The organism is Rossellomorea vietnamensis NBRC 101237, assembly GCF_001591825.1.
Lineage (GTDB): Bacteria > Bacillota > Bacilli > Bacillales > Bacillaceae_B > Rossellomorea > Rossellomorea vietnamensis.
Genome location: NZ_BCVQ01000007.1, coordinates 60,604 through 80,002, shown reverse-complemented (window position 1 = coordinate 80,002; position 19,399 = coordinate 60,604). Strand labels below are relative to the sequence as shown.

The 19,399-nt window shown below is 36.2% G+C and carries 16 protein-coding genes, 2 pseudogenes and 1 riboswitch; of the genes and pseudogenes, 4 read left to right on the top strand and 14 right to left on the bottom strand.

Annotated features, from left to right (window positions below; genetic code table 11):
* Nucleotides 1–146 precede the first annotated feature (146 nt).
* Nucleotides 147–1,358 carry an IS4 family transposase gene (locus BVI01S_RS05920; protein ID WP_061809613.1) on the top strand — a complete coding sequence of 404 codons (1,212 nt, stop codon included), beginning with the start codon at nt 147–149 and terminating at the stop codon, nt 1,356–1,358.
* Nucleotides 1,359–1,484: 126 nt separating this feature from the next.
* On the opposite strand, the gene BVI01S_RS05915 is transcribed toward BVI01S_RS05920, so the two are convergent.
* From BVI01S_RS05915 to BVI01S_RS05850, 14 genes and pseudogenes are all read right to left on the bottom strand, one after another.
* Nucleotides 1,485–1,679, bottom strand: a complete 195-nt coding sequence (locus tag BVI01S_RS05915) for a hypothetical protein (RefSeq protein WP_034756448.1) — start codon at nt 1,677–1,679, stop codon at nt 1,485–1,487.
* A gap of 36 nt (nt 1,680–1,715) precedes the next feature.
* Nucleotides 1,716–2,629, bottom strand: a pseudogene (locus BVI01S_RS05910) (proline dehydrogenase family protein).
* 14 nt (nt 2,630–2,643) lie between these two features.
* Nucleotides 2,644–3,912: an ethanolamine utilization protein EutH gene (eutH, locus tag BVI01S_RS05905; protein ID WP_244886883.1), complete on the bottom strand. Its 1,269-nt coding sequence runs from the start codon at nt 3,910–3,912 to the stop codon at nt 2,644–2,646.
* Between the two features lie 53 nt (nt 3,913–3,965).
* On the bottom strand, nt 3,966–5,027 hold the full coding sequence (locus BVI01S_RS05900; RefSeq protein ID WP_061809612.1) for a M24 family metallopeptidase: 1,062 nt from the start codon (nt 5,025–5,027) through the stop codon (nt 3,966–3,968).
* Nucleotides 5,024–6,133, bottom strand: a complete 1,110-nt coding sequence (locus BVI01S_RS05895; protein ID WP_061809611.1) for a M24 family metallopeptidase — start codon at nt 6,131–6,133, stop codon at nt 5,024–5,026. The genes BVI01S_RS05900 and BVI01S_RS05895 overlap by 4 nt, the downstream gene beginning before the upstream one ends.
* A gap of 176 nt (nt 6,134–6,309) precedes the next feature.
* Nucleotides 6,310–8,016 (bottom strand): sigma-54 interaction domain-containing protein, encoded by a 1,707-nt coding sequence (locus BVI01S_RS05890; RefSeq protein WP_051758170.1) that lies wholly within the window; start codon nt 8,014–8,016, stop codon nt 6,310–6,312.
* 352 nt (nt 8,017–8,368) lie between these two features.
* Nucleotides 8,369–8,578: a hypothetical protein gene (locus tag BVI01S_RS23255; RefSeq protein WP_369690881.1), complete on the bottom strand. Its 210-nt coding sequence runs from the start codon at nt 8,576–8,578 to the stop codon at nt 8,369–8,371.
* A gap of 271 nt (nt 8,579–8,849) precedes the next feature.
* The gene (locus BVI01S_RS05885) at nt 8,850–9,476 is read right to left on the bottom strand and encodes a hypothetical protein (RefSeq protein WP_061809610.1); all 627 of its coding nucleotides are present in this window, start codon (nt 9,474–9,476) and stop codon (nt 8,850–8,852) included.
* Between the two features lie 41 nt (nt 9,477–9,517).
* Nucleotides 9,518–10,483, bottom strand: a pseudogene (locus tag BVI01S_RS05880) (S8 family serine peptidase); the annotation flags it as partial.
* A gap of 127 nt (nt 10,484–10,610) precedes the next feature.
* The gene (locus BVI01S_RS05870; protein WP_061809609.1) at nt 10,611–11,840 is read right to left on the bottom strand and encodes a S8 family serine peptidase; all 1,230 of its coding nucleotides are present in this window, start codon (nt 11,838–11,840) and stop codon (nt 10,611–10,613) included.
* A gap of 51 nt (nt 11,841–11,891) precedes the next feature.
* Nucleotides 11,892–13,001, bottom strand: a complete 1,110-nt coding sequence (locus BVI01S_RS05865; RefSeq protein ID WP_244886882.1) for an AAA family ATPase — start codon at nt 12,999–13,001, stop codon at nt 11,892–11,894.
* A 581-nt stretch (nt 13,002–13,582) separates the two neighbouring features.
* Entirely contained in the window at nt 13,583–15,361 is a 1,779-nt protein-coding gene (gene thiC / locus BVI01S_RS05860; RefSeq protein ID WP_061809607.1) for a phosphomethylpyrimidine synthase ThiC, read from the bottom strand.
* A gap of 165 nt (nt 15,362–15,526) precedes the next feature.
* Nucleotides 15,527–15,641, bottom strand: a riboswitch (TPP riboswitch).
* Between the two features lie 71 nt (nt 15,642–15,712).
* Nucleotides 15,713–15,967 (bottom strand): hypothetical protein, encoded by a 255-nt coding sequence (locus BVI01S_RS05855; RefSeq protein WP_034756431.1) that lies wholly within the window; start codon nt 15,965–15,967, stop codon nt 15,713–15,715.
* Nucleotides 15,968–16,151: 184 nt separating this feature from the next.
* Nucleotides 16,152–17,234 (bottom strand): M42 family metallopeptidase, encoded by a 1,083-nt coding sequence (locus BVI01S_RS05850; RefSeq protein WP_034756428.1) that lies wholly within the window; start codon nt 17,232–17,234, stop codon nt 16,152–16,154.
* 555 nt (nt 17,235–17,789) lie between these two features.
* On the opposite strand from BVI01S_RS05850, the gene BVI01S_RS05845 reads away from it, so the two are divergent.
* The 3 genes from BVI01S_RS05845 (at nt 17,790) to BVI01S_RS05835 (ending at nt 19,382) form a co-directional block, all read left to right on the top strand.
* Complete coding sequence (locus BVI01S_RS05845) at nt 17,790–17,993, top strand: hypothetical protein (RefSeq protein ID WP_034756426.1); 204 nt, start codon at nt 17,790–17,792, stop codon at nt 17,991–17,993.
* 757 nt (nt 17,994–18,750) lie between these two features.
* Nucleotides 18,751–19,017, top strand: a complete 267-nt coding sequence (locus tag BVI01S_RS05840) for a hypothetical protein (RefSeq protein ID WP_034756423.1) — start codon at nt 18,751–18,753, stop codon at nt 19,015–19,017.
* A complete protein-coding gene (locus BVI01S_RS05835) occupies nt 19,014–19,382 on the top strand; it encodes a spore coat protein (protein WP_034756420.1) in 369 nt (122 codons plus the stop codon). The genes BVI01S_RS05840 and BVI01S_RS05835 overlap by 4 nt, the downstream gene beginning before the upstream one ends.
* Nucleotides 19,383–19,399: the final 17 nt, after the last annotated feature.

Here is a 19,399-nt window from a genome sequence, read left to right as displayed (position 1 = left end):
AAACAGTTTCTGCTGATTTAAATGACACACAATACTGGGAATTAACCTCCCACTTATATTGAAATGCAGCTAGAACAAAGCATCTGACAAATAAAGTCCCATTTTAACATTACCCAACACCCTTAATTCTACAAAGGAGGATTCTTATGAACTCTATGGATTCTATACCCGATCCAACTGTAGTTCAAAAGTGTTTGGGACTGTTAAATCTTGAGAATTATCGTGACCCCTTCATGGACCATAAAGCTCACAAATTATTTTCCGGCCATGTCATTACGATGGCAGTCGAAGGAATGCTCATGAAGCATGAATGCTTATGGGATTTAAGTGAAAATCTCAGGTCCAAGGAAGAGTTCCAAGATCTGCTTCATCTGGAGAGTATCCATGAATCTTCTATCAACAGGAAGCTTCAGAAGCTGCCGACGGGTCTCTTACAAGAAACCGCCTATCGGATTTTCAATCAGATTGACCAGTCTCTTAAACATCAACCTGGCTTTGAAAATCTAGGAAAGCTGGCGCCTGTGGACTCTTCTCAGTTCTCACTTCCTTCCAAGGCAGGTGAATGGGCTTATGCCACCCGACAAAACAATGGTGTGAAGCTTCACCTCTGTTTGGTTGTCGCCGATGAGGAAACGTATTACCCTGGCAAAACGGTTTTTTCAACTACTGGCGTTGATGACAAGGAAGTCGCTACTGAACTGATCATCGATCAGGATGTCACTTATATCTACGATAGAGGGTATATCAGTTACCCCCTCTATTCGGATTTAATAAAAAGGAAACTCAAATTCGTTGCCAGAGTAAAAGCAAATTCAAAGCTAACTATCGTCAGTAAAAACAAGATCGGAGACGAGCCGAATATTGTCTTGGACGCGGAGGTCCAAGTGAAGCATCCAAAAACGGATGAAATGATTTCATTCCGCCTAGTCGAATTTCTTGATGAGGAATCCAAAAAATACAGGGTCGTTACGAACCGCCGGGACTTAACTGCGAGTGAAATCGCAGAAATCTATCGCCAACGATGGAAGATTGAGCTCTTCTTCAAATGGATTAAACAATACCTCAAACTGGTGAGGTTCTACAGTTTTGCCAAAGAAGCAGTATGGAACCAGCTATGGCTCGGAATGATTGCCTATGGCCTCTGTGAATTGGTAAAAATACACACTAACTCAGATAAATCCGTTTGGAGAATACTCCAAACCCTCCGTCACTACTGGGGAGACCCATGGGACGACTTTATGAAAGCTATGTTTAGGAAGCCAAGTAAAACGTCTAAAGGAAGGCGAAAGAAAGGAAAACCCGGACGCCCAAGAAAACATCCCAAGAAAATGAAGACCATTCAAATCATCCATCAGTAACTGAATAAGCAAGCGCTAACTCGCTTGGTAACTTGTTGATTTAGAAGGGTGTTCCTTTTTTTGTTTTTAAAGCTAACTAAGTAAGTAACTAATCACAAAGGCAAACAAACTTGGTTGATATTGGAATTACGTTGCAAAGTCAGTGATTACTTTCCTCTCATCCTTTGGGAAATTAAGATATTCTGCAAAATAAGACATATAAATAGCTACATTTACTGAGTGTATATACGTTTCAAAGTCATGCTCCTTTAAAGCCTGCAATAATAAAATAGGTCGCTTCTCTTCAGGAAGCGACAGTAAATATTCATCAAATGCTCTCATTATTTTATATAATCCCCCGATTAAATTATAACTAAATTACTTAAACATCCCTTTTAATACAAATTGAACATTTGCTGGCCTCTCTGCCATCCTTCTCATTAAGTATCCATACCAATCCTTACCGTATGGTAAATAAACTCTTACCTGATACCCTTCTTCTAGAAGTTGCTGTTGCCTCTCTTTGCAAATTCCATAAAGCATCTGAAATTCGAACTGTTCTTTTGGTATGTTATTGTTCTGAACAAAAGTCTTTGTAAAGTCAATTATTCTATCATCATGAGATGCAATTGCTGTGAAATTACCATTTAGTAAATGCATACAAATTAGTTTCTGAAAATTATCATCTACATCCTTTTTCTTCGGAAAAGCTACATAGTGAGATTCCTTATATGCTCCTTTTACTAACCTTAGATTTGGAGATAAAGAGTTTAGTTCCACAATGTCTGATTCTGATCTATGAAGATAGCTTGAATTACGGTCCCTATATTCTCGTATCGGCTTTTTAATTTTTTATATAATTCAATAGTAGAGTGACAACGGGAATAGCTTTCCATGTCTATTGTCACAAATACCTTATACTCTTCAGCTACCTTCATAATCCGATTCATATTATCAAGGGCTACTTTTTCTGAAATATCTAATCCTATAGACGTTAGCTTCAAGGATACCCGTGAGTCTAACTCTTTAGAGGCGATTTCTTTTATGGCTACAATGCATTCATCCGCATTTTCATCTGCTTCTAATCTATCTTCAACAAATTCTCCTAAATGATCTATTGTTACCTTAAAACCTTTCTCATTAATACTTTTTATTACTTTTGTTGCATGATGGATTGTCTCCCCTGCTACAAATCTTGATGCTCCATACTGCAGGCCATATTTTTTTGCTATTTTAGTAAAGAAAGCATTTCCTGATAAAAATAAAAGTGACTTTTTCATTACTTTTTCCATAGACGTGGTTCCTCCTAAGATGACTTTTGAGAATCTTTTGTATTATCCTTTGTACCTTCCACGCCATTAATCTGACGGTTCTCTATCTCAATTTCAATCTTTTCTAACAATTCCTTATCGTTTAAGATTTCTAAGCGATATTTATTGATAAGAGTGTTAAAGTTTTCTTTACTTTTGATCCCCATGTTTTTTCCCTCTTTAATAGATTTATTTAGTCTATCATTATTTGTAACTAGGTATGCTACAGATACTGCTAAAATTCCAGCAGTCAATTTTCCTACAATCATCGGTATTATAAAAGCCTGATCTACTGCAGCGACAAAGCCTAAATGACTCCCCATCACAAAAGAACCACTCACTGCAAATGATGTATTGACAACCTTCCCTCTATTATCGATAGCTTTAAAATTTGAAAACATTGGAACATGATGAGCAAGAGATGACAATAAACCTACCAAAGCATGATCATTCATCCCAATTTTCATCCCTAGTTTCTTAAAAGGCTCTTTAAGGAGTTTTTGTAAAATAAATATAAGGGGAAATGCTCCAGCAAGAATAATAGTTATGTTTCCTACAGTTTTAAAGCTTTCCGAAATCGGAACCAGATTATCTATCCATTCAACACCTGTCAATGTTTGAAAGATAATAATGACCAAACCAATCATCAGAACGCTTTCAATGACCTTCGAAAAGATAATGAAAAATCGTGTTGTCAACTTTGGATATTTTGCTAGTGAGATCATAATGACAATTGAAATTCCTATAGTTGGTATTAGATTTCTAAGCATCCACCATAGTTCAAAGCCAGCAATCATCCCGCCAACGATACATCCTAAGGGAATTGTCATTAGTCCGATAAGAATGCCTTTCGCAAAGAAAGGCTGATCTTCCTTGGATATTAAATTCAGAGCTACTGGGATTGTAAATACAAGAGTTGGCCCCATCATCGTACCCAAAAAAACCCAAGAAAAGTCTGCTGCTTGAGCCTCTTTGGCCATTTCCATAGACAATTTGTATCCTCCCATATCTAATGCAAATATAGTAGATGCAAACATGGAGGGGTCAGAACCTAAAAATAAATATATGGGTGTAATGATGGGCATTAAAAGATTCGCTAAGACTGGCGCCAAGGATATGATACCAATCATGGATAGGGATATAGCTCCCATACTCTGAAAGGCCTTGGCAAACTCCTCACCAATTCCAAACTTATTTCCCGCTAACTTATCTAAACCACCTAAAACTGCAAAGATAGTGATTACAAATATAATCAGTTCATTCAAGATAGTCCCACCTTGGTGAGTTAGAGCCAGGTCTCCCGGCTCTAACATTACTTTTACAGAATTATTAAATCTCTCGGTGCCTGAGTCAATGAAAGATATCCGTCTTCGGTGACCAAGATATCATCCTCAATACGGCAACCCCCAAAGCCAGGAATATAAATGCCGGGCTCAATAGTAATTACCATTCCTTTTTGTAATACCTCTTCACTTTCTTTAGATACTCGTAATGGTTCGTGAACTTCCATTCCCAGTCCATGACCTGTTGAATGACCAAAGTTTTCTCCATAACCGTGTTTTTCAATTAAACTTCTGGTCAAGAAGTCGATGTAGTTTGCCGGTGTCTGTGGAGATACTTCTTTTGTCGCTCTTAAAAGAGCCTCGTGTACGATATCAAAGATTTCTTTGAATTGTTCCTTTGGTCTACCAATAGAGACGGTTCTAGTTATATCTGAACAATACCCATCGTAGAGTGCACCGAAATCAAGAGTGACCATGTCCCCTTCTGCAATTACCTTGGAAGAAGCAATTCCATGTGGTAATGCAGCCCTTACCCCAGATGCAACAATCATGTTAAAGGAAGAAGAGGTTGCTCCTAACTCTCTCATAGTAAACTCAAGTTTATTCTTAATATCGATTTCTGTGATTCCCGGCCTTATGAAATCTATTACTTTTGAAAAAGTTGCATCTGCAATTTCCGCTGCTCTTGATAGCTTCTCTACCTCGCCCGGTTCCTTTATTTCTCTAATTCTCTCAACTAATAGATTAGACCCTCTTAGTTCTACATTTGATTGTTCTTGCAATTCAGCATAGGTTTTAAATGAAATAGAGTTTTCCTCAATAAGTAAACTTGGTAAACCTAATTGTTTAATAAGATCACTAACTTCTTTAATAATATTTCCTTGATGAATCACAACCCTAGCATTCACTGCCTCTTTCTTAGCTTGTTCATCATATCTAAAGTCCGTAAACAATACAGCTTCCTCTTTTGTAACAAGTATCACTCCTGCTGTTCCAGTAAATCCAGTGACGTACATGCGATTAACATCCTTTGTTATCAGAATGCCATGTGCACCTAATATGGCTAATTTCTTTTGCACTTTTTCAATTCTATTCATCTAAATTTCCCCCTTATTACTTGTAAATCTCTCCAAAACTCTGTTAATAAATCTGGACCCTCTTCCATGATGACAATATCGTCTTCTATTCGAACTCCTCCAACTCCAGGTAGGTAGATGCCCGGCTCGATTGTGAGAACCATCCCTGCTTTAAGTAATTGTTCATTATTTGAATGAAGAGATGGCTCCTCATGGACATCAATGCCCAAACCATGACCGATCCGGTGGGGAAAATATTGCGAATATCCTCCCTCGTCAATTACCTTTCTAGCTGCTTCATCAATTTTGCTAATACTGTTACCTACTTTGCACTCTTTAAGAGCGGCTCTATTCGCCTTTAATACAATGTCATAAATTTTCTCAATTTCATCACTTGATTTTTTATAGACAACTGTACGAGTAATATCTGAACTATAGCCGTTGTATTTTACACCTAGATCAAAAATAACCGTGTCACCAGCTTTTAACTTATTTTCACTTGTGACACCATGAGGATTACTTGCATTTTTACCGAATAAGACCATGGGTGTAAAAGACATTTCTCGAATGCCACGCTTTTTCAATTGATATTCAATCTCTCCCAAAACCTCCAATTCGGTAACCCCTTCATATAAAGCATTAATACCAAGATGGACAGCGTAGTCAGCATACTTAGCAGCAATCTTTAGGCTATTTATCTCATCGAAATTTTTAATAAGCCGCATTTCAGATAGTTTATTATCGAGGTTTCTCAAATCTACCTCTGGTAGTACTGCTTTAACCATTTGGATATATTTGAGAGATATGTCACTCTCTTCTACTGCGATACTACCATTTTTACTCAACTTAAAACCTAGGCGCCTTCTAATTTTATCCCAGACATCTTCTGAGTCAGTATAACTGAGATAATCATAGACCCAACCGGCACTAAAAAGCATGTCCAATTCCATTTCCGGTAAAACAAATATCGGGTCATGTTCGGCAAAGATAAAAATACCTACAAAGCGTTCATGTGGCTCGTAATCGAAACCTGATAGGTAATAGATATTATTTTTCGAAGTAATTAGGCCTCCAGTCAATTCATTACTTCTAAAGTACTCCTGTAAATTTGTTATTCTAGCTTTCAATAAAACCCCTCCTCTCACTCATCGCACATGCAAGAAACGTGCCAACTATGAATCCAATAAGGACATATTCTCAGCATCTATTCAGTGTCGATAATGTTTTACACTTCTAAAAGATTGTCTAAATATTGATACACAAGCGAATTTAACCACAAAAAAAGAGAAGGCTAGCCTCCTCTTTAACTAAAACTTGTTATATTAAGTTTCCTCATTTTGTTATACAAAGTAGCCCTTGTGATTCCCAACCTTTTTGCCGCCTCTGTTTTATTTCCATTTTCGCTCTCTAAGGCCTCTAAAATCTTTAGTTTCTCATATTGCTTTACTTCTCTTTCTAACTCTTTAGAAGAAGGTAAATAATTAGTTTTATCAATGCTTGCGATTTTCTCCGGAAGTAAATTTAGTGTTATATAACCATCTTCTGCTAGTAAAACCATCCGTTCAATTACATTTTTTAACTCTCTAATATTTCCATGCCAATCATATTCTAGTAACAATTGATTAATTTGCGGTGCTATATAGTGAATTTCGCAATTATGTTTTATAGAGGCTTCATAAATAAACAGATGAAATAACTCTAGAATATCCTGCTTTCTCTCTCTAAGAGGAGGAATATCAATTGATAACGTGTTTAATCTATAATATAAGTCTTCTCTAAACTCTCCTTTTTTGACCAATTCCTCTAAGTCTTTGTTCGTTGCTGCTATTACTCTACATTTGACTGTCTTAATATCCAGTCCACCAACAGAGTAGTATGTTCTGTTCTCCAATACTCTTAAGAGCTTAACTTGCATTTCTAGTGGAAGGTCACCTACTTCATCCAAAAATAAAGTTCCTTCACCAGCAAGCTCGATTTTCCCTATCTTTCCGTTAGGATCCCCTCCCGAGAAGGTCCCCTTCGCATATCCAAACAGTTCACTCTCGAAAAGAGCATGAGATAAAGCACCACTATTTAAAGCAACAAATGGCTTATCTGCTCGGTGTTCATCATGAATTGCCTTAGCGAAAACTTCTTTACCTACCCCTGTCTCACCAAGTAAAAGAACATTTGCACTTGTTTTACTCATCTTCTTTGCTAAGGATATTGCATTCTTAATTTCAATACTAGACCCGCGGATTTTTTGAAAAGGGTCAACTGTTTCTTTAAGTCTTGAAACCTCCTTCTGTAGTTCATGAATTCTCGATGATGCTTTTAATAATTCTTGATTCATCAAAACATGACTAGTTACATCTGTTTCAGCAGCAACTGCTCCTATAATTTCACCATTTAGTGGGACAGGATTAATATTAATAAGCACAAACAAATCCTCTCTTGGTTTATGTAAATGGTGTCTAAATGTTTTTCCTGTCACCATTGCTTCTTCATTTAATAGCATTTCCTTAGGAAAGAATTTTTTCATATCCTCTCCTAATATATCCTCTTTTTGTATGGAAAAAATATTTTCTGCACCCTTTGTCCATACAATAGTTTTTCCCTCTCTGTCCACAACAGATACCGAGTTATCTATTGTGTCAATGATGGTATGGAAAAAAGCTTGCATTTTATCATACATGTTAACTGCTTCTCTCAGTAAGTCTTTTATGGTTACATAACCTACAATCTTCTTGCTTTTATTCTTTATAACAATGATATTGATATCAAGCGATGTTAGAGCTTCTCTTAAATCAAAAGGGGTCCCTATTTGGTGAATCACTGTTTCCTTCCAAACCAAATTACTGTTTGTATTGTTCTTCCATAGAGAGAACTCAAATCTCGTTAAGTAATTGACCTGATGATTGACTTCTTTAAAAATTAGATTATAATCGCTCTGGTGCTCAGCAATCTGCTGACCATCAGAAAATACAGCAAAATCTACATGCACGAGTTTATCTAAATACAACTGTTCCATATAGAAACCCCCTTATTTATTAAAATACATTACAGAGGTGAGACCAACTCACTTCTAAATATTGTATATCATTCTTATGATTAAAAGTCTATTATAGGTACACTCCTAAATTTTCGTTTCAACTAAGCGTTTTAATTCATCCCTTAGTTGAAACATTTGTAAGAGCATAAAATTCTTGATATGTCCTTTTGATTCAATCAAGAGTAGTTAATCCTCTAGCATTCTAGGATGTCAATGATAAACTCACTGCCTTGTATTGGATTGATATAAAAGGATGATTGTTCATCTCTTCTGCATATCCCGTTTTGAGGCACTGCCAGATGCAGTCTTCCTTGTATCTGTTAGTCCCATGTCAATCCGTTCGTCTTATATGCTTTCTTCCACCTACAAGCTGAGAGTTCAATCCTTTAGACTCCTTATTGAAGTCATTCTCCATAAAGATTTGTTTGGGTGTTTTACAGGATAGATACTCATCCATATAACTGCTTTTAAAGGTATCAGTATAGGTAATGAATTTCTCACTGACCCGTTGTACATTTGAGTTCTTATGAAGTACTTTTATCTCTTTAGGTGAAAAAGTTTTTTTATCATGTTGTCTCCTAGTCCCTTGCTAGTGAAGCTTAAATATATAAAAAAATACCTGTAGTAAAACACTCTTTTTTAAGTGTCTTAACTACAGGTACCATATTACCTGGATTCTTCTTTTATCTTTTTGCATCAATCATTTTTATGACTTCTTGTGTCAAAGCCTTCCTGGACAACCCTTGGTTCTGCGGTAGTAGGCTTTGGTGGAGGAGTAGGGTTATTTCCATCTTTTTTCTTAGCAGTCTTGTTCATTCATTTTCCCCTTTGTTATTCTTATTTATTATGCTCTCTAGTTGATCAATTTCTACTTTGACGACTTTGTTTTCCTCAAAAGAGATTTGATAAGGAATTATAGACAACGCAGCAAAAAACACTGCATAGAATAAGGTTTTTCCTGCATACCTCAGAAGTTTAAACTTCCTCTCATTCATTGGGATGTTTTTCTTTGTTGCTTTTAAATAATACGAGTGTATTATTCTTTCAATATCCTTTTCCAGAAGTTCTTCTTTTGTACCTTTTGATTGGAAATATTGTTGATAATTATCATCATAGTATTTCTCAATCTCAACCATATCTTTTTCTACTTCTTGAGGACTTGGTAAATATGAGTATTTATAGTCATAATAGGCACGAAAGAGTAATACTATGGATGCAACGATTAACATTACATATATACCATATATAGCAAAGAAGGTGTACCCCCAAACATTTGTTTCAATATGCTCTAAGCCCTTAAAATAAAATACCGCAAGGCCAATGAGTATGGTTATGATTGCAAGAGGGATTGTGATTCTATTGTTAATTTTCTCCTTTTGCTCTAACTCAAAATAGTACATCTCTTTTATTAACTCGACTTTCTTACTAATGACAATCACCTCCCGGATTATACCAATGTCTAAAAGTTGGCTCTATCAATCTATGAATCAAAAGAAATATCAATATCTTGTCTCACCTTAATATTTCTATGGATGAAGTTATTATTCTCTAATAGCTGGGATACTTCATCATAAACATTTTTTCCCTGGTGAGGATCTTTAATGGTAATAATGACACAAAACTCTTGGGATAAAGCCATTCTCTCATTTTCAGCTTTACTTTCAATAAAGTCCCTGTAGAATCCTTCTAATTTTAAACACCAACTTCTAGAATCATCCAAAAAATCCTCTTTGTTTTTAGGAGTTAGATCATTTAAATCCACCGCATACTTCTTATTAGGATAATACTTTCTACCATACTGAACTAACGTTTTTTCTGCTCTAGCAAATCCTTCTAAATCTTTAGGTTTCTTCTTACTATAAATGTCAGAAGTCAAGATGTTCTTTGCACCATCCCTGCCGATTGGGTTTTTGATCGTTCTTTTATTGATATCACGTACTTTTTTATTGTCGTATGTCCCGAAATTCACTTGAATATCAGATTGACAATACTCTGGGCCTTGTCCACCTTCTAAGATTGGACTATTCACCATAGTTAAAGATATTTGGCCCTTAAAAAACCCATTCTCTTGCAGGCTAGGGGGGTAGGGGAAATCAAGAATTTCAATAAACTCACTTTTTTTCAGGTTATACCTTAAGACTAAAGTTATTTCATGGGGGTTGTTATAGAGAATATCAATTGGTTTTTCTGGCATTCCAAACCCCAGTTGATTTATTTTATCATTCATTTGTAAGTCTACCTCAGTAGGGTACCTGGAAGAATGTATTAGTAACGCTTTCAATAATACAGGATCAAAATCTTCACTAAGCTTGTCATTTAAATCTGCTGCTATAGCTGTCACTCTAGGTGTCGAGAAGCTCGTTCCTACCTTTTTCGTTAACTGACCTGTTGGAGAAAATGAAATCATACCATTTTTCATCAAGTCTTTTCCATTGAAACACAATTCCCACCATAATGCACAAACTCTGGTTTAATAATATTAACAGGCCCAGGGCCAGTTTTACTAAATGGAGATGGGTAGTGGGGTTCAGCCAGGTCATACTGATTTTTGTCATGTGCTAAGGCTCCTACAGTCAATGAACGAATAGAATCGCTCCACCTGTTACTCTGCCAACAGGTTTACCATCTAAGAAATTTTCACAATTTCCTGCTGACTTTATTATTAAGACATCGTTCTCATCCTGGATATTATCAAGTGCCACTCCCAGCCTTGAGAATTCAGAGTTCTTATGTTCTTGCTCTATTCCAATTGACAGGTTCCAAACCTTTATGTTATCGGAATGTTTTTCAACAACCTCTCTAATATTCTCAATCAGATCACCTTCAGAGATTGATTCCAAACTTTGATCTGGTACCACTGCTGCATCAAAGATTTTAAACCCCTTAGTCCCCGTATATTCTTTTCCTTCTAATACGTCTCCAAAATTTAAAATGCCTGCAACAAATGTCCCATGAGAAAAATTAAGCACCGCTTCTGGATAGTTAGTATATCTTTTCCCAATTTTCCAAGAGGAAAGTTGAGGAATATCAGCAATTCCGGTATCCAGTATTCCAACTACTGGATACTCAGTACCATCGTCTGGTTCTGGTATCTTTATGTCTCTTTCAATAAAAAAATCATCCGTAGTCACCTCAATTATAGGCATCGGTTCCACTGACATTACCGGGCTGAAGTCTTCGAAAGATTTTAGTGAATCTAAAGATTCTAAAGATACCTCATGTATCATTAATTCGTTTGAATATTTTACTGTTTTTATAAAGTCGATTGTTCCCGTTTCTTTTAGGAACTCTTGGAAAAGTTTAAAGATAGAGTCATTAAGTTGGAAATTATTAAAGTCAAATAACCTTACTTTAAATACAAATTTACCATCTTTCCTCGGTTCAACTTTCTCCATTATAATGTCGGGTTCAAAAGCATTAATATTCTCAATTCCCGAAATAGCTTTACCATGGCGCTTAACTTGCTCGATATTTTTATATATCTCTTTTATTTGTTGAATATTATCTACTCGTATTAAAAGTTCATTTTCGCTTGATACACCAATAAACCGATTATTACTTTTATCCGCAGCTAAAAGTTTATTTAACTCAGACCTATGGCTCTTGGCGTACGCATCTTCATTAACTTTAGCCTTAATAACTGCGGGAGAATTTTTATATCTAGTGAACTTTTCTTTTAATCTTTGTTCTGTACCGTTTAAATCCTCTAATAAAACAGTTGACTTATTTAATAACTCCTCTCCTCTAAGCACCCACTTTGGAGGTTTTCCACTTCCACCCCCTTCAGTGAACCTATCGTCCATCTTCTCTCTCTCTTCAAATAGTTTGATTGGAAGGTTTTTAATCCCTTTTATTCAAATCTTTTCAGCTCCTTTACTTTCAAGCATATTTCTTAATTGTCTTTGAGAGATACCTAAATTTTTCGAGATACTAATTTGAGTTACACCGCAATTATACAAAAAGTTCACAACTTCATTTTGATCATTTGATTGTCCAACACTTAAAAATAATTGGTACAAGAAGGTAACATAGGATACTGTTTTTTCATCTTTCAGCACACTTTGCTTAATGCTATTTATACATAGGGACTTAATTTCTGCTGGTGACAACCCAACCATTAGATCAACGATAACATCTGTCTTCTTCTTATCATTTAGGAAATCAGTTTCTACAATACTAAGGTTATTATGTACCAGTTCTTCTATCTCTACCTTAGATGGTTTAGGAATCTCTATAATATTTGAGAACCTCCTCCAAACTGCGGGATCAAGCAATTTTTCATGATTCGTAGCTGCAATTAAAATACTGTCTGAATTAAATTTATCTATATTTTGTAATAGACTATTTACTACCCTTTTTAATTCGCCTACTTCATGCCCGTCATCTCGAGCTTTGGCAATTGCATCGAATTCGTCTAAGAATAATATACAAGGTCTCTCTTGCGCGTAATTAAAAATTTTCCTTATATTTTTTGCTGTACTACCCAAAAGTGAAGAAATCATTCCATCTAGCTTAGCAGTTACTAAAGGGAGACCTGTTTTTTGGGCAATATAATGAGCAATACTTGTCTTCCCACAACCTGGGGGTCCATAAAGCAATAAAGACTCTGGTATGTCAATCCCTAAGTTCATAAATTTATCTCTAGCTTGTAAGGAGTTTACATAGTTATCTATTTTCGTTTGAGTTAACTTTGGTAATACGATTTCTTCCTTTAAATCATTAGACATTGTAACTTCTACCATATCCAGTCGGCTGTCATTATCTACGGGTTTCTTCATGAATTCATCCAAATAAACAGGATGAGCACTATCAGAATTGTTTTCAAGTAAATTCATAATTCTAGAAGCAAATTTTCCTTCCCCTTCTTCATGGAGTTTTTCGGAGAATAATTTAGCATAACTTTTTACTTTCTCGGAATTCCTTTCAAGACCCCCTTCAATGATTTTTAAAATTTCCGTCCGCATGTACAAATATTTTCACTCCTCGTTGTTTTTCTTCCGTTTTTACCTATTATATTACCACTTTAAATATCTTTATGCACAAAAACCGTAAAAAAACATACAATTTTTCCAAAATCCTTACCATCTCAAAAAGTAAATTCTATAATGATCCAGCAATTTTTTAACCTTTGCTCTATCCCTCCTTACCAAGATATATAAGAAAACAAAAAAGACCCTCGGATAAAGTAGTCATCGAATGACTAGTAAACCCAAAGGCCTATACTTTGTACTTTGTTAATTTACCGCTAACCCTAAAAAGGTTGCCTAAAAAGATTAATACCATTATAAAACTAGTTCATCCTAAAACTCAACCCGTTTTATAGTTGTTATTTGTCTTGCATTATCCTTCTTTTAATCAATGATTTAGAAATTCTACTGTGGCATTTACCAGCATTGAAAATAATAGGGAATCTGTTCTCATTCCTATACTGTAGGAAAATCCCATGTAATTCAGCTTTCGTTTTAAATAGATGACTACCTAATATTATTACTGGGAAGTGATTATTAGAAAGAATAGTTGTAAATAGGGAAATACCAACTAGTGATTATTGATATAGGGTACCACTTGAATTTTGAAACTCTTTTGCTTTTTCTTCCATACCATTATCTATTGCTTCAGTGGTATCCAACCCTTTTTCTTTTGCATATTCCCGTATGTCCTGAGAGATTCTCATGCTGCAAAACTTCGGTCCACACATGGAGCAAAAATGTGCAGTTTTTGCCCCTTCTGCAGGTAAGGTTTCATCATGAAATTCTAAAGCTCTGTCAGGATCCAATGCAAGATTAAACTGATCTCTCCAACGAAATTCGAAGCGTGCCTTTGATAACGCATTATCACGTTTCTGTGCACCAGGGTGTCCCTTTGCCAAATCCGCTGCATGTGCAGCTATCTTATATGTGATAACACCTTCGCGAACATCATTCTTATTTGGTAAGCCCAGGTGTTCTTTTGGAGTAACATAACAAAGCATGGCCGTCCCATGCCATGCAATCATGGCGGCACCAATAGCCGATGTAATATGATCATATCCTGGTGCTATGTCTGTTGTTAATGGACCTAATGTATAGAAAGGAGCCTCCTTACATATTTCTAATTGTTTATCCATATTTTCTTTAATTTTATGCATAGGTACATGTCCAGGACCTTCTATCATTACTTGAACGTCATGCTTCCATGCAATATTTGTTAACTCTCCTAAGGTCTCTAATTCTGCAAACTGGGCTTCGTCATTTGCGTCTGCAATAGAACCAGGACGTAAGCCGTCGCCAAGCGAAAAGGCTATATCATAGCTTTTCATAATCTCGCATATTTCCTCAAAGTGTGTATATAAAAAATTTTCTTGATGATGATATAAGCACCACTGTGCCATAATAGATCCACCACGAGAAACAATCCCTGTCATACGGCTAGCAGTCATAGGAATGTAGCGCAGTAATACACCTGCGTGAATTGTGAAATAATCTACTCCTTGTTCGGCTTGTTCAATCAAGGTATCTCTATATATTTCCCAGGTTAAATTTTCAGCAATCCCCTTCACTTTTTCTAAAGCTTGATAGATTGGCACAGTTCCAACCGGAACTGGTGAATTCCGGATGATCCATTCGCGTGTAGCATGGATGTTTTTCCCGGTTGATAAATCCATTATGGTATCTGCTCCCCATCGAGTGGCCCATATCATTTTTTCTACTTCTTCTTCTATAGAAGAGGTGACTGCAGAGTTTCCAATGTTAGCATTAACCTTCACGTGAAAATTACGGCCAATAATCATAGGCTCAGCTTCAGGATGATTGATGTTTGAAGGAATGATCGCTCGACCTTTGGCTACTTCATCTCTAACAAACTCTGGTGATATATTTTCCCTAATGGCGATATACTCCATTTCAGGGGTGATTATATTTCTCCTTGCATAATGTAGCTGTGTAACATTTTTCCCATTTTTTGCGCGTAATGGTGCTCTTTTCAACCCTGAGAAATCTTGAATAGATTCTTTACTTTTTGTATTTAGAATCCCATTGTCTTCCGGCATGACTTTGCGTCCTGCGTATTCCTCAACATCTCCACGCTCCATAATCCAATTCTTTTTCAGTGCCGGAAGCCCTTCTAAAATATCAACCTTATAATTTTCATCGGTATATGGACCACTTGTATCATATACCCGAATCGGAGGATTGGTTTCATCTCCAAAGGAGCCTTCTGTATCCGATAAGGCAATCTCTCTCATTGGCACTTGTATGTCAGTTCTTGATCCGCTTGCATACACCTTTTTACTACCATTAAAGTTTGACAACATCGAAACGTTCAATTCATTTGCAGATTTTGACATGGTTCTCTCTCCTTTAATTAGGGTTAATGGAAAAGATCCAGTGCCAGCAGTCCAACTTATAGACTATAAATAAGAAAATCTTCATTTACACACAAAAAATCCAGGCCATATAGGATATGGACCTGGATTTAATCACAAAATAGCACACACAAATACTATTTGTCTTTGTATGTAATCCAACTTCCCCACGCTGGTATGATCCAGATCAGGTCCAAAGGGTTTAAAAACTTTAACGCGTTTCTTTCTCAGTCCATGCTAATGGACTCCCCTAGTTATTAATTTGATATTAAATTACATATATAAAATAACATATATATCCAAAAATTCCAACCTTTTAAAGAATATATGATGTTATTGTGCCTCTTTTGAGTTTGATAGACTAAACCAAAACTCAACTGAGGGGGTACCCTTGGCAATGGAATTCTTAATCAACATAATAAACTCTATTTCATTTATCCATTTAACGTAACAATTATGAAGATTATTTTCAAAGTCAAACTCAAATTTATCTACTGTTACTTTGAAGTCAGCCTCATTTTCCATAAATTCGATTTCAGCATTATTTAAATTGAACCACTGTTTTACAAAACCATGACATAGTGCCATCTTTTTCACCGTACAATTTTTAGCCTTTATATCTATGAAGAATTGTCTATAGTCATAAATCCTTTTGACCTTAGAAGTCTTAAACTGTTTTACCCTTTCCCAAGGACTCTTGCATAAATACCCTCCTTATGCTCCTAAACACATTAAAAGTTCATAAAACCTTTTGAGCTTTTAATTTGTTAATTTAACTATTTATTATTTCATTAAAAGTGTTTCTATCTAATCGTTTAACTACATCTGTGATTAGTTTTACAGTATTAACATAGTCATCATAATGTAGTAACGCAGCATGGGAGTGGATATAACGTGTAGGGACCGTAATGGTTAAAGAAGGTACTCCGTTTGCAGTTAAATGAATTGCTCCAGAATCAGTTGAACCTCCAGCAATAGTATCTAATTGAAAGGGTATATTGCTTTCTTCAGCCGTGTTAATCACCAGATCACGAAGTCCCTTATGTGATACCATAGAAGAATCATAAAGAATTATCTGTGGTCCTTTTCCTAACTCGCTAAGGGACTCTTTTTTCGATATCCCCGGTGTATCTCCTGCTATTCCTACATCCACCCCAAATGCAATATCCGGTTCTATCATTGCTGCTGAAGTTCTTGCCCCACGAAGGCCAACTTCCTCTTGAACCGTTCCTACGCTATAAACAATGTTTGGGTGATGGGCATCTTTTAATTGCCTAAGAACATCAATAGCAATTGCACATCCCATTCGGTTATCCCACGCTTTTGCAAGAAGCAGCTTTTTATTTTTCATAGGAGTGAATTCAAAGCTTGGGGTTATCATATCACCAGGACGAACTCCCCATTCTTGTGCTTCTTCCTTACTAGAAGCCCCAATATCAATAAACATATCTTTAATATCCATTGCTCCTTTAAGAGCTTCAGAAGTTAGAATATGAGGTGGTTTAGAACCGATCACTCCCGTAATCTTACCTTTTCTTGTGGAAATCGTTACCTTCTGGGCAAGCATTACCTGGGACCACCAATAGCCTACTGTTTCAAACTGTAAGAAGCCATGCTTATTAATATTTGTAACCATAAAACCAACTTCATCTAAATGACCAGCAATCATAATACTCGGTCCACTTTCATCGCCAATCTTTTTAGCTATTAAACTGCCTAAGTTATCTGTACTTATTTGGTTAGAATAGGGTTCTATGTATCTCTTCATTACGTTCCTAGGTTCTCGTTCGTTCCCCGGAATTCCATTTGCGTCAGTTAAATCCTTTAACATAGATAATGTTGCATTTAAGTTCATAATTTCCCCTCCCCGTATAGGATGAATTATACTTGTTAACCTAAATTTGTCAAAGTAAACTCCGGGGTAATTCTATAACTATACGAAAAGGTGGATTATGCTTTTTCACTTCAAAACAGTGAACACTTCTATTGGTTGATTTCGGCCAGTGAAATGTACCATCCAATGACAAGCTGTTTACCACCTGTGACCGCCAGCTAAAACGAAACAGTTTCTGCTCATTTATATGAGACGCCTTATTGGAAAATATCTTTCCTTTCCATATTAAGTTGAAATGCAGCAGCTATAAAAACAGACATCTGTAAAACAAAGTCCTATTTTAAAGTAAATAACAAAGTGGCCAAATACACAGTTTATTGAATAAAATCATGTATACTTGACCTCTTCGCTATATTTGTGTTATTAAATTAACGCCCCCGTTAGTTTAAGTACATTTGTTCACAAACTTTAAGTTTTTAAGACCTGCCTGTTTTCTTTCTCTAAGTTACTTTTTGGAGTATAAGTTTAACTGCCGTTACAAATAATACCCCTATAAAAAATTAGGGGGTTAATAAAATGGAAGAAGCACCCACAAGTAATAATGCTATGAGCACAAGCAATAATGGAATGAGTACATCTAATAAGATAAACCTTTCAGGTCTTGGTGTTGGAGCAATTGTACTAACCACTGTTTATACGGCAATTTTGGCTTCACAGTTAATGGCTACAAAGCATAAAGTCGATTACCTTTATTATAAAGAATTAACACAAAATAAATAGCTAATTTTTGACGGTGTTTTTTTCACCGTCTTATATTTATTTAAAACAGAATTTGAACTAACCTGCCCGTTCGTATATAACCAGAATTCTAGATATTTCTGGTTGACCTTTTTTTATATGTTCTTATTATAACAGTAGCCAGGGTAGAACGTCCCTGCCCGTGGGACTTAGATCCATCTAACGAACATAAGTGGTTAAAAGTATCCTCAAATGATAATTCTAAAATTTTTCTGTTTGAAATAGTGTACCATCCATATCAAAAATTAGTTACAGAGACATTTTTCTCTCTCCCTTTTAATATAACTAATGGCTATAGAAGGTTAGCTTACGATTACCTTACTACTTGATTTACATTTACACACAGGAATAACAAAGCCCGTATTGAGATTTAGAAATCAGGAACAGACCCCCGACACACTATCCTCTTAACGAACCGGGGGTCTGGCCCCTTTTTCCGAGAAAGTGAAAGTGTTCTGGAGTTGGTGATCGATTTATTTTAATAAATGCACGCGGGGACGGGATTCCGTCCCTTTTAATTTGCTGTGAGGCAACCAGTGTGTCCCTCCAACTCCTATTTATACAAAGCGTATACTATCCTTCTTAAGGTGAATATTAAAGGGGTAACTTTAGGTATCGTAAACAAGTGGCCTCCTTCTATATGACACATTACCTAAAAGAAAGATGCCGCTGAAGACCAGATATCCGTAAATTCCTAAGAAAAACACTCTAAAAACTAAGAAAAAGGAGGTCTGTTTCATTGGATAAGTATCAATTGGCTCCACACGAATCTTTGGACCTGCATGAAGCGATCAATTTGAAAACTTTAAGTGTAGCAAAGTCAAAATTGATGCAGGGTCTTGTTTTTGACCAGGACCTGAGAGAATTGATGCAAAAGGATGTGCAGCAATCCATGTTGGATCTTGCTGAATTACAGCAGATCTATAAACACGCACCATTTGAAGCCCCGGTTCCCCAGAGCCGCCCGACACCAATTATCGATGATAAGGAGGGTAACGTACATTGAACCAAGATTATTTAGATCCCATTAATTCACTGAATATGCCGGAACTCGCTGACATGACATTTGCATTGGATTTTCTCGTTCGTGCAAAAGAAGGTGTTAGAAATACGGCTGTTGCTTTAACGGAAACAACCACACCCGAATTACGAGCAGCCCTTCGGAAACAGCTTTTTCAAGGCATCGCGATGCACCAGGAAATTACAGAGCTTATGGTCCAGAAAAAATGGTTCCATCCTCATGACCTGAGTGAACAATATCAATTGGATCAGCTCTCTGCCAACAATACAAATATGATTGCAAATATGAACCTGTTCCCTGTTGACACTAACAGAAAAGGAATGTTTGACCGGACACCGGATGAACAATAACACTGGAGGTAAATCAG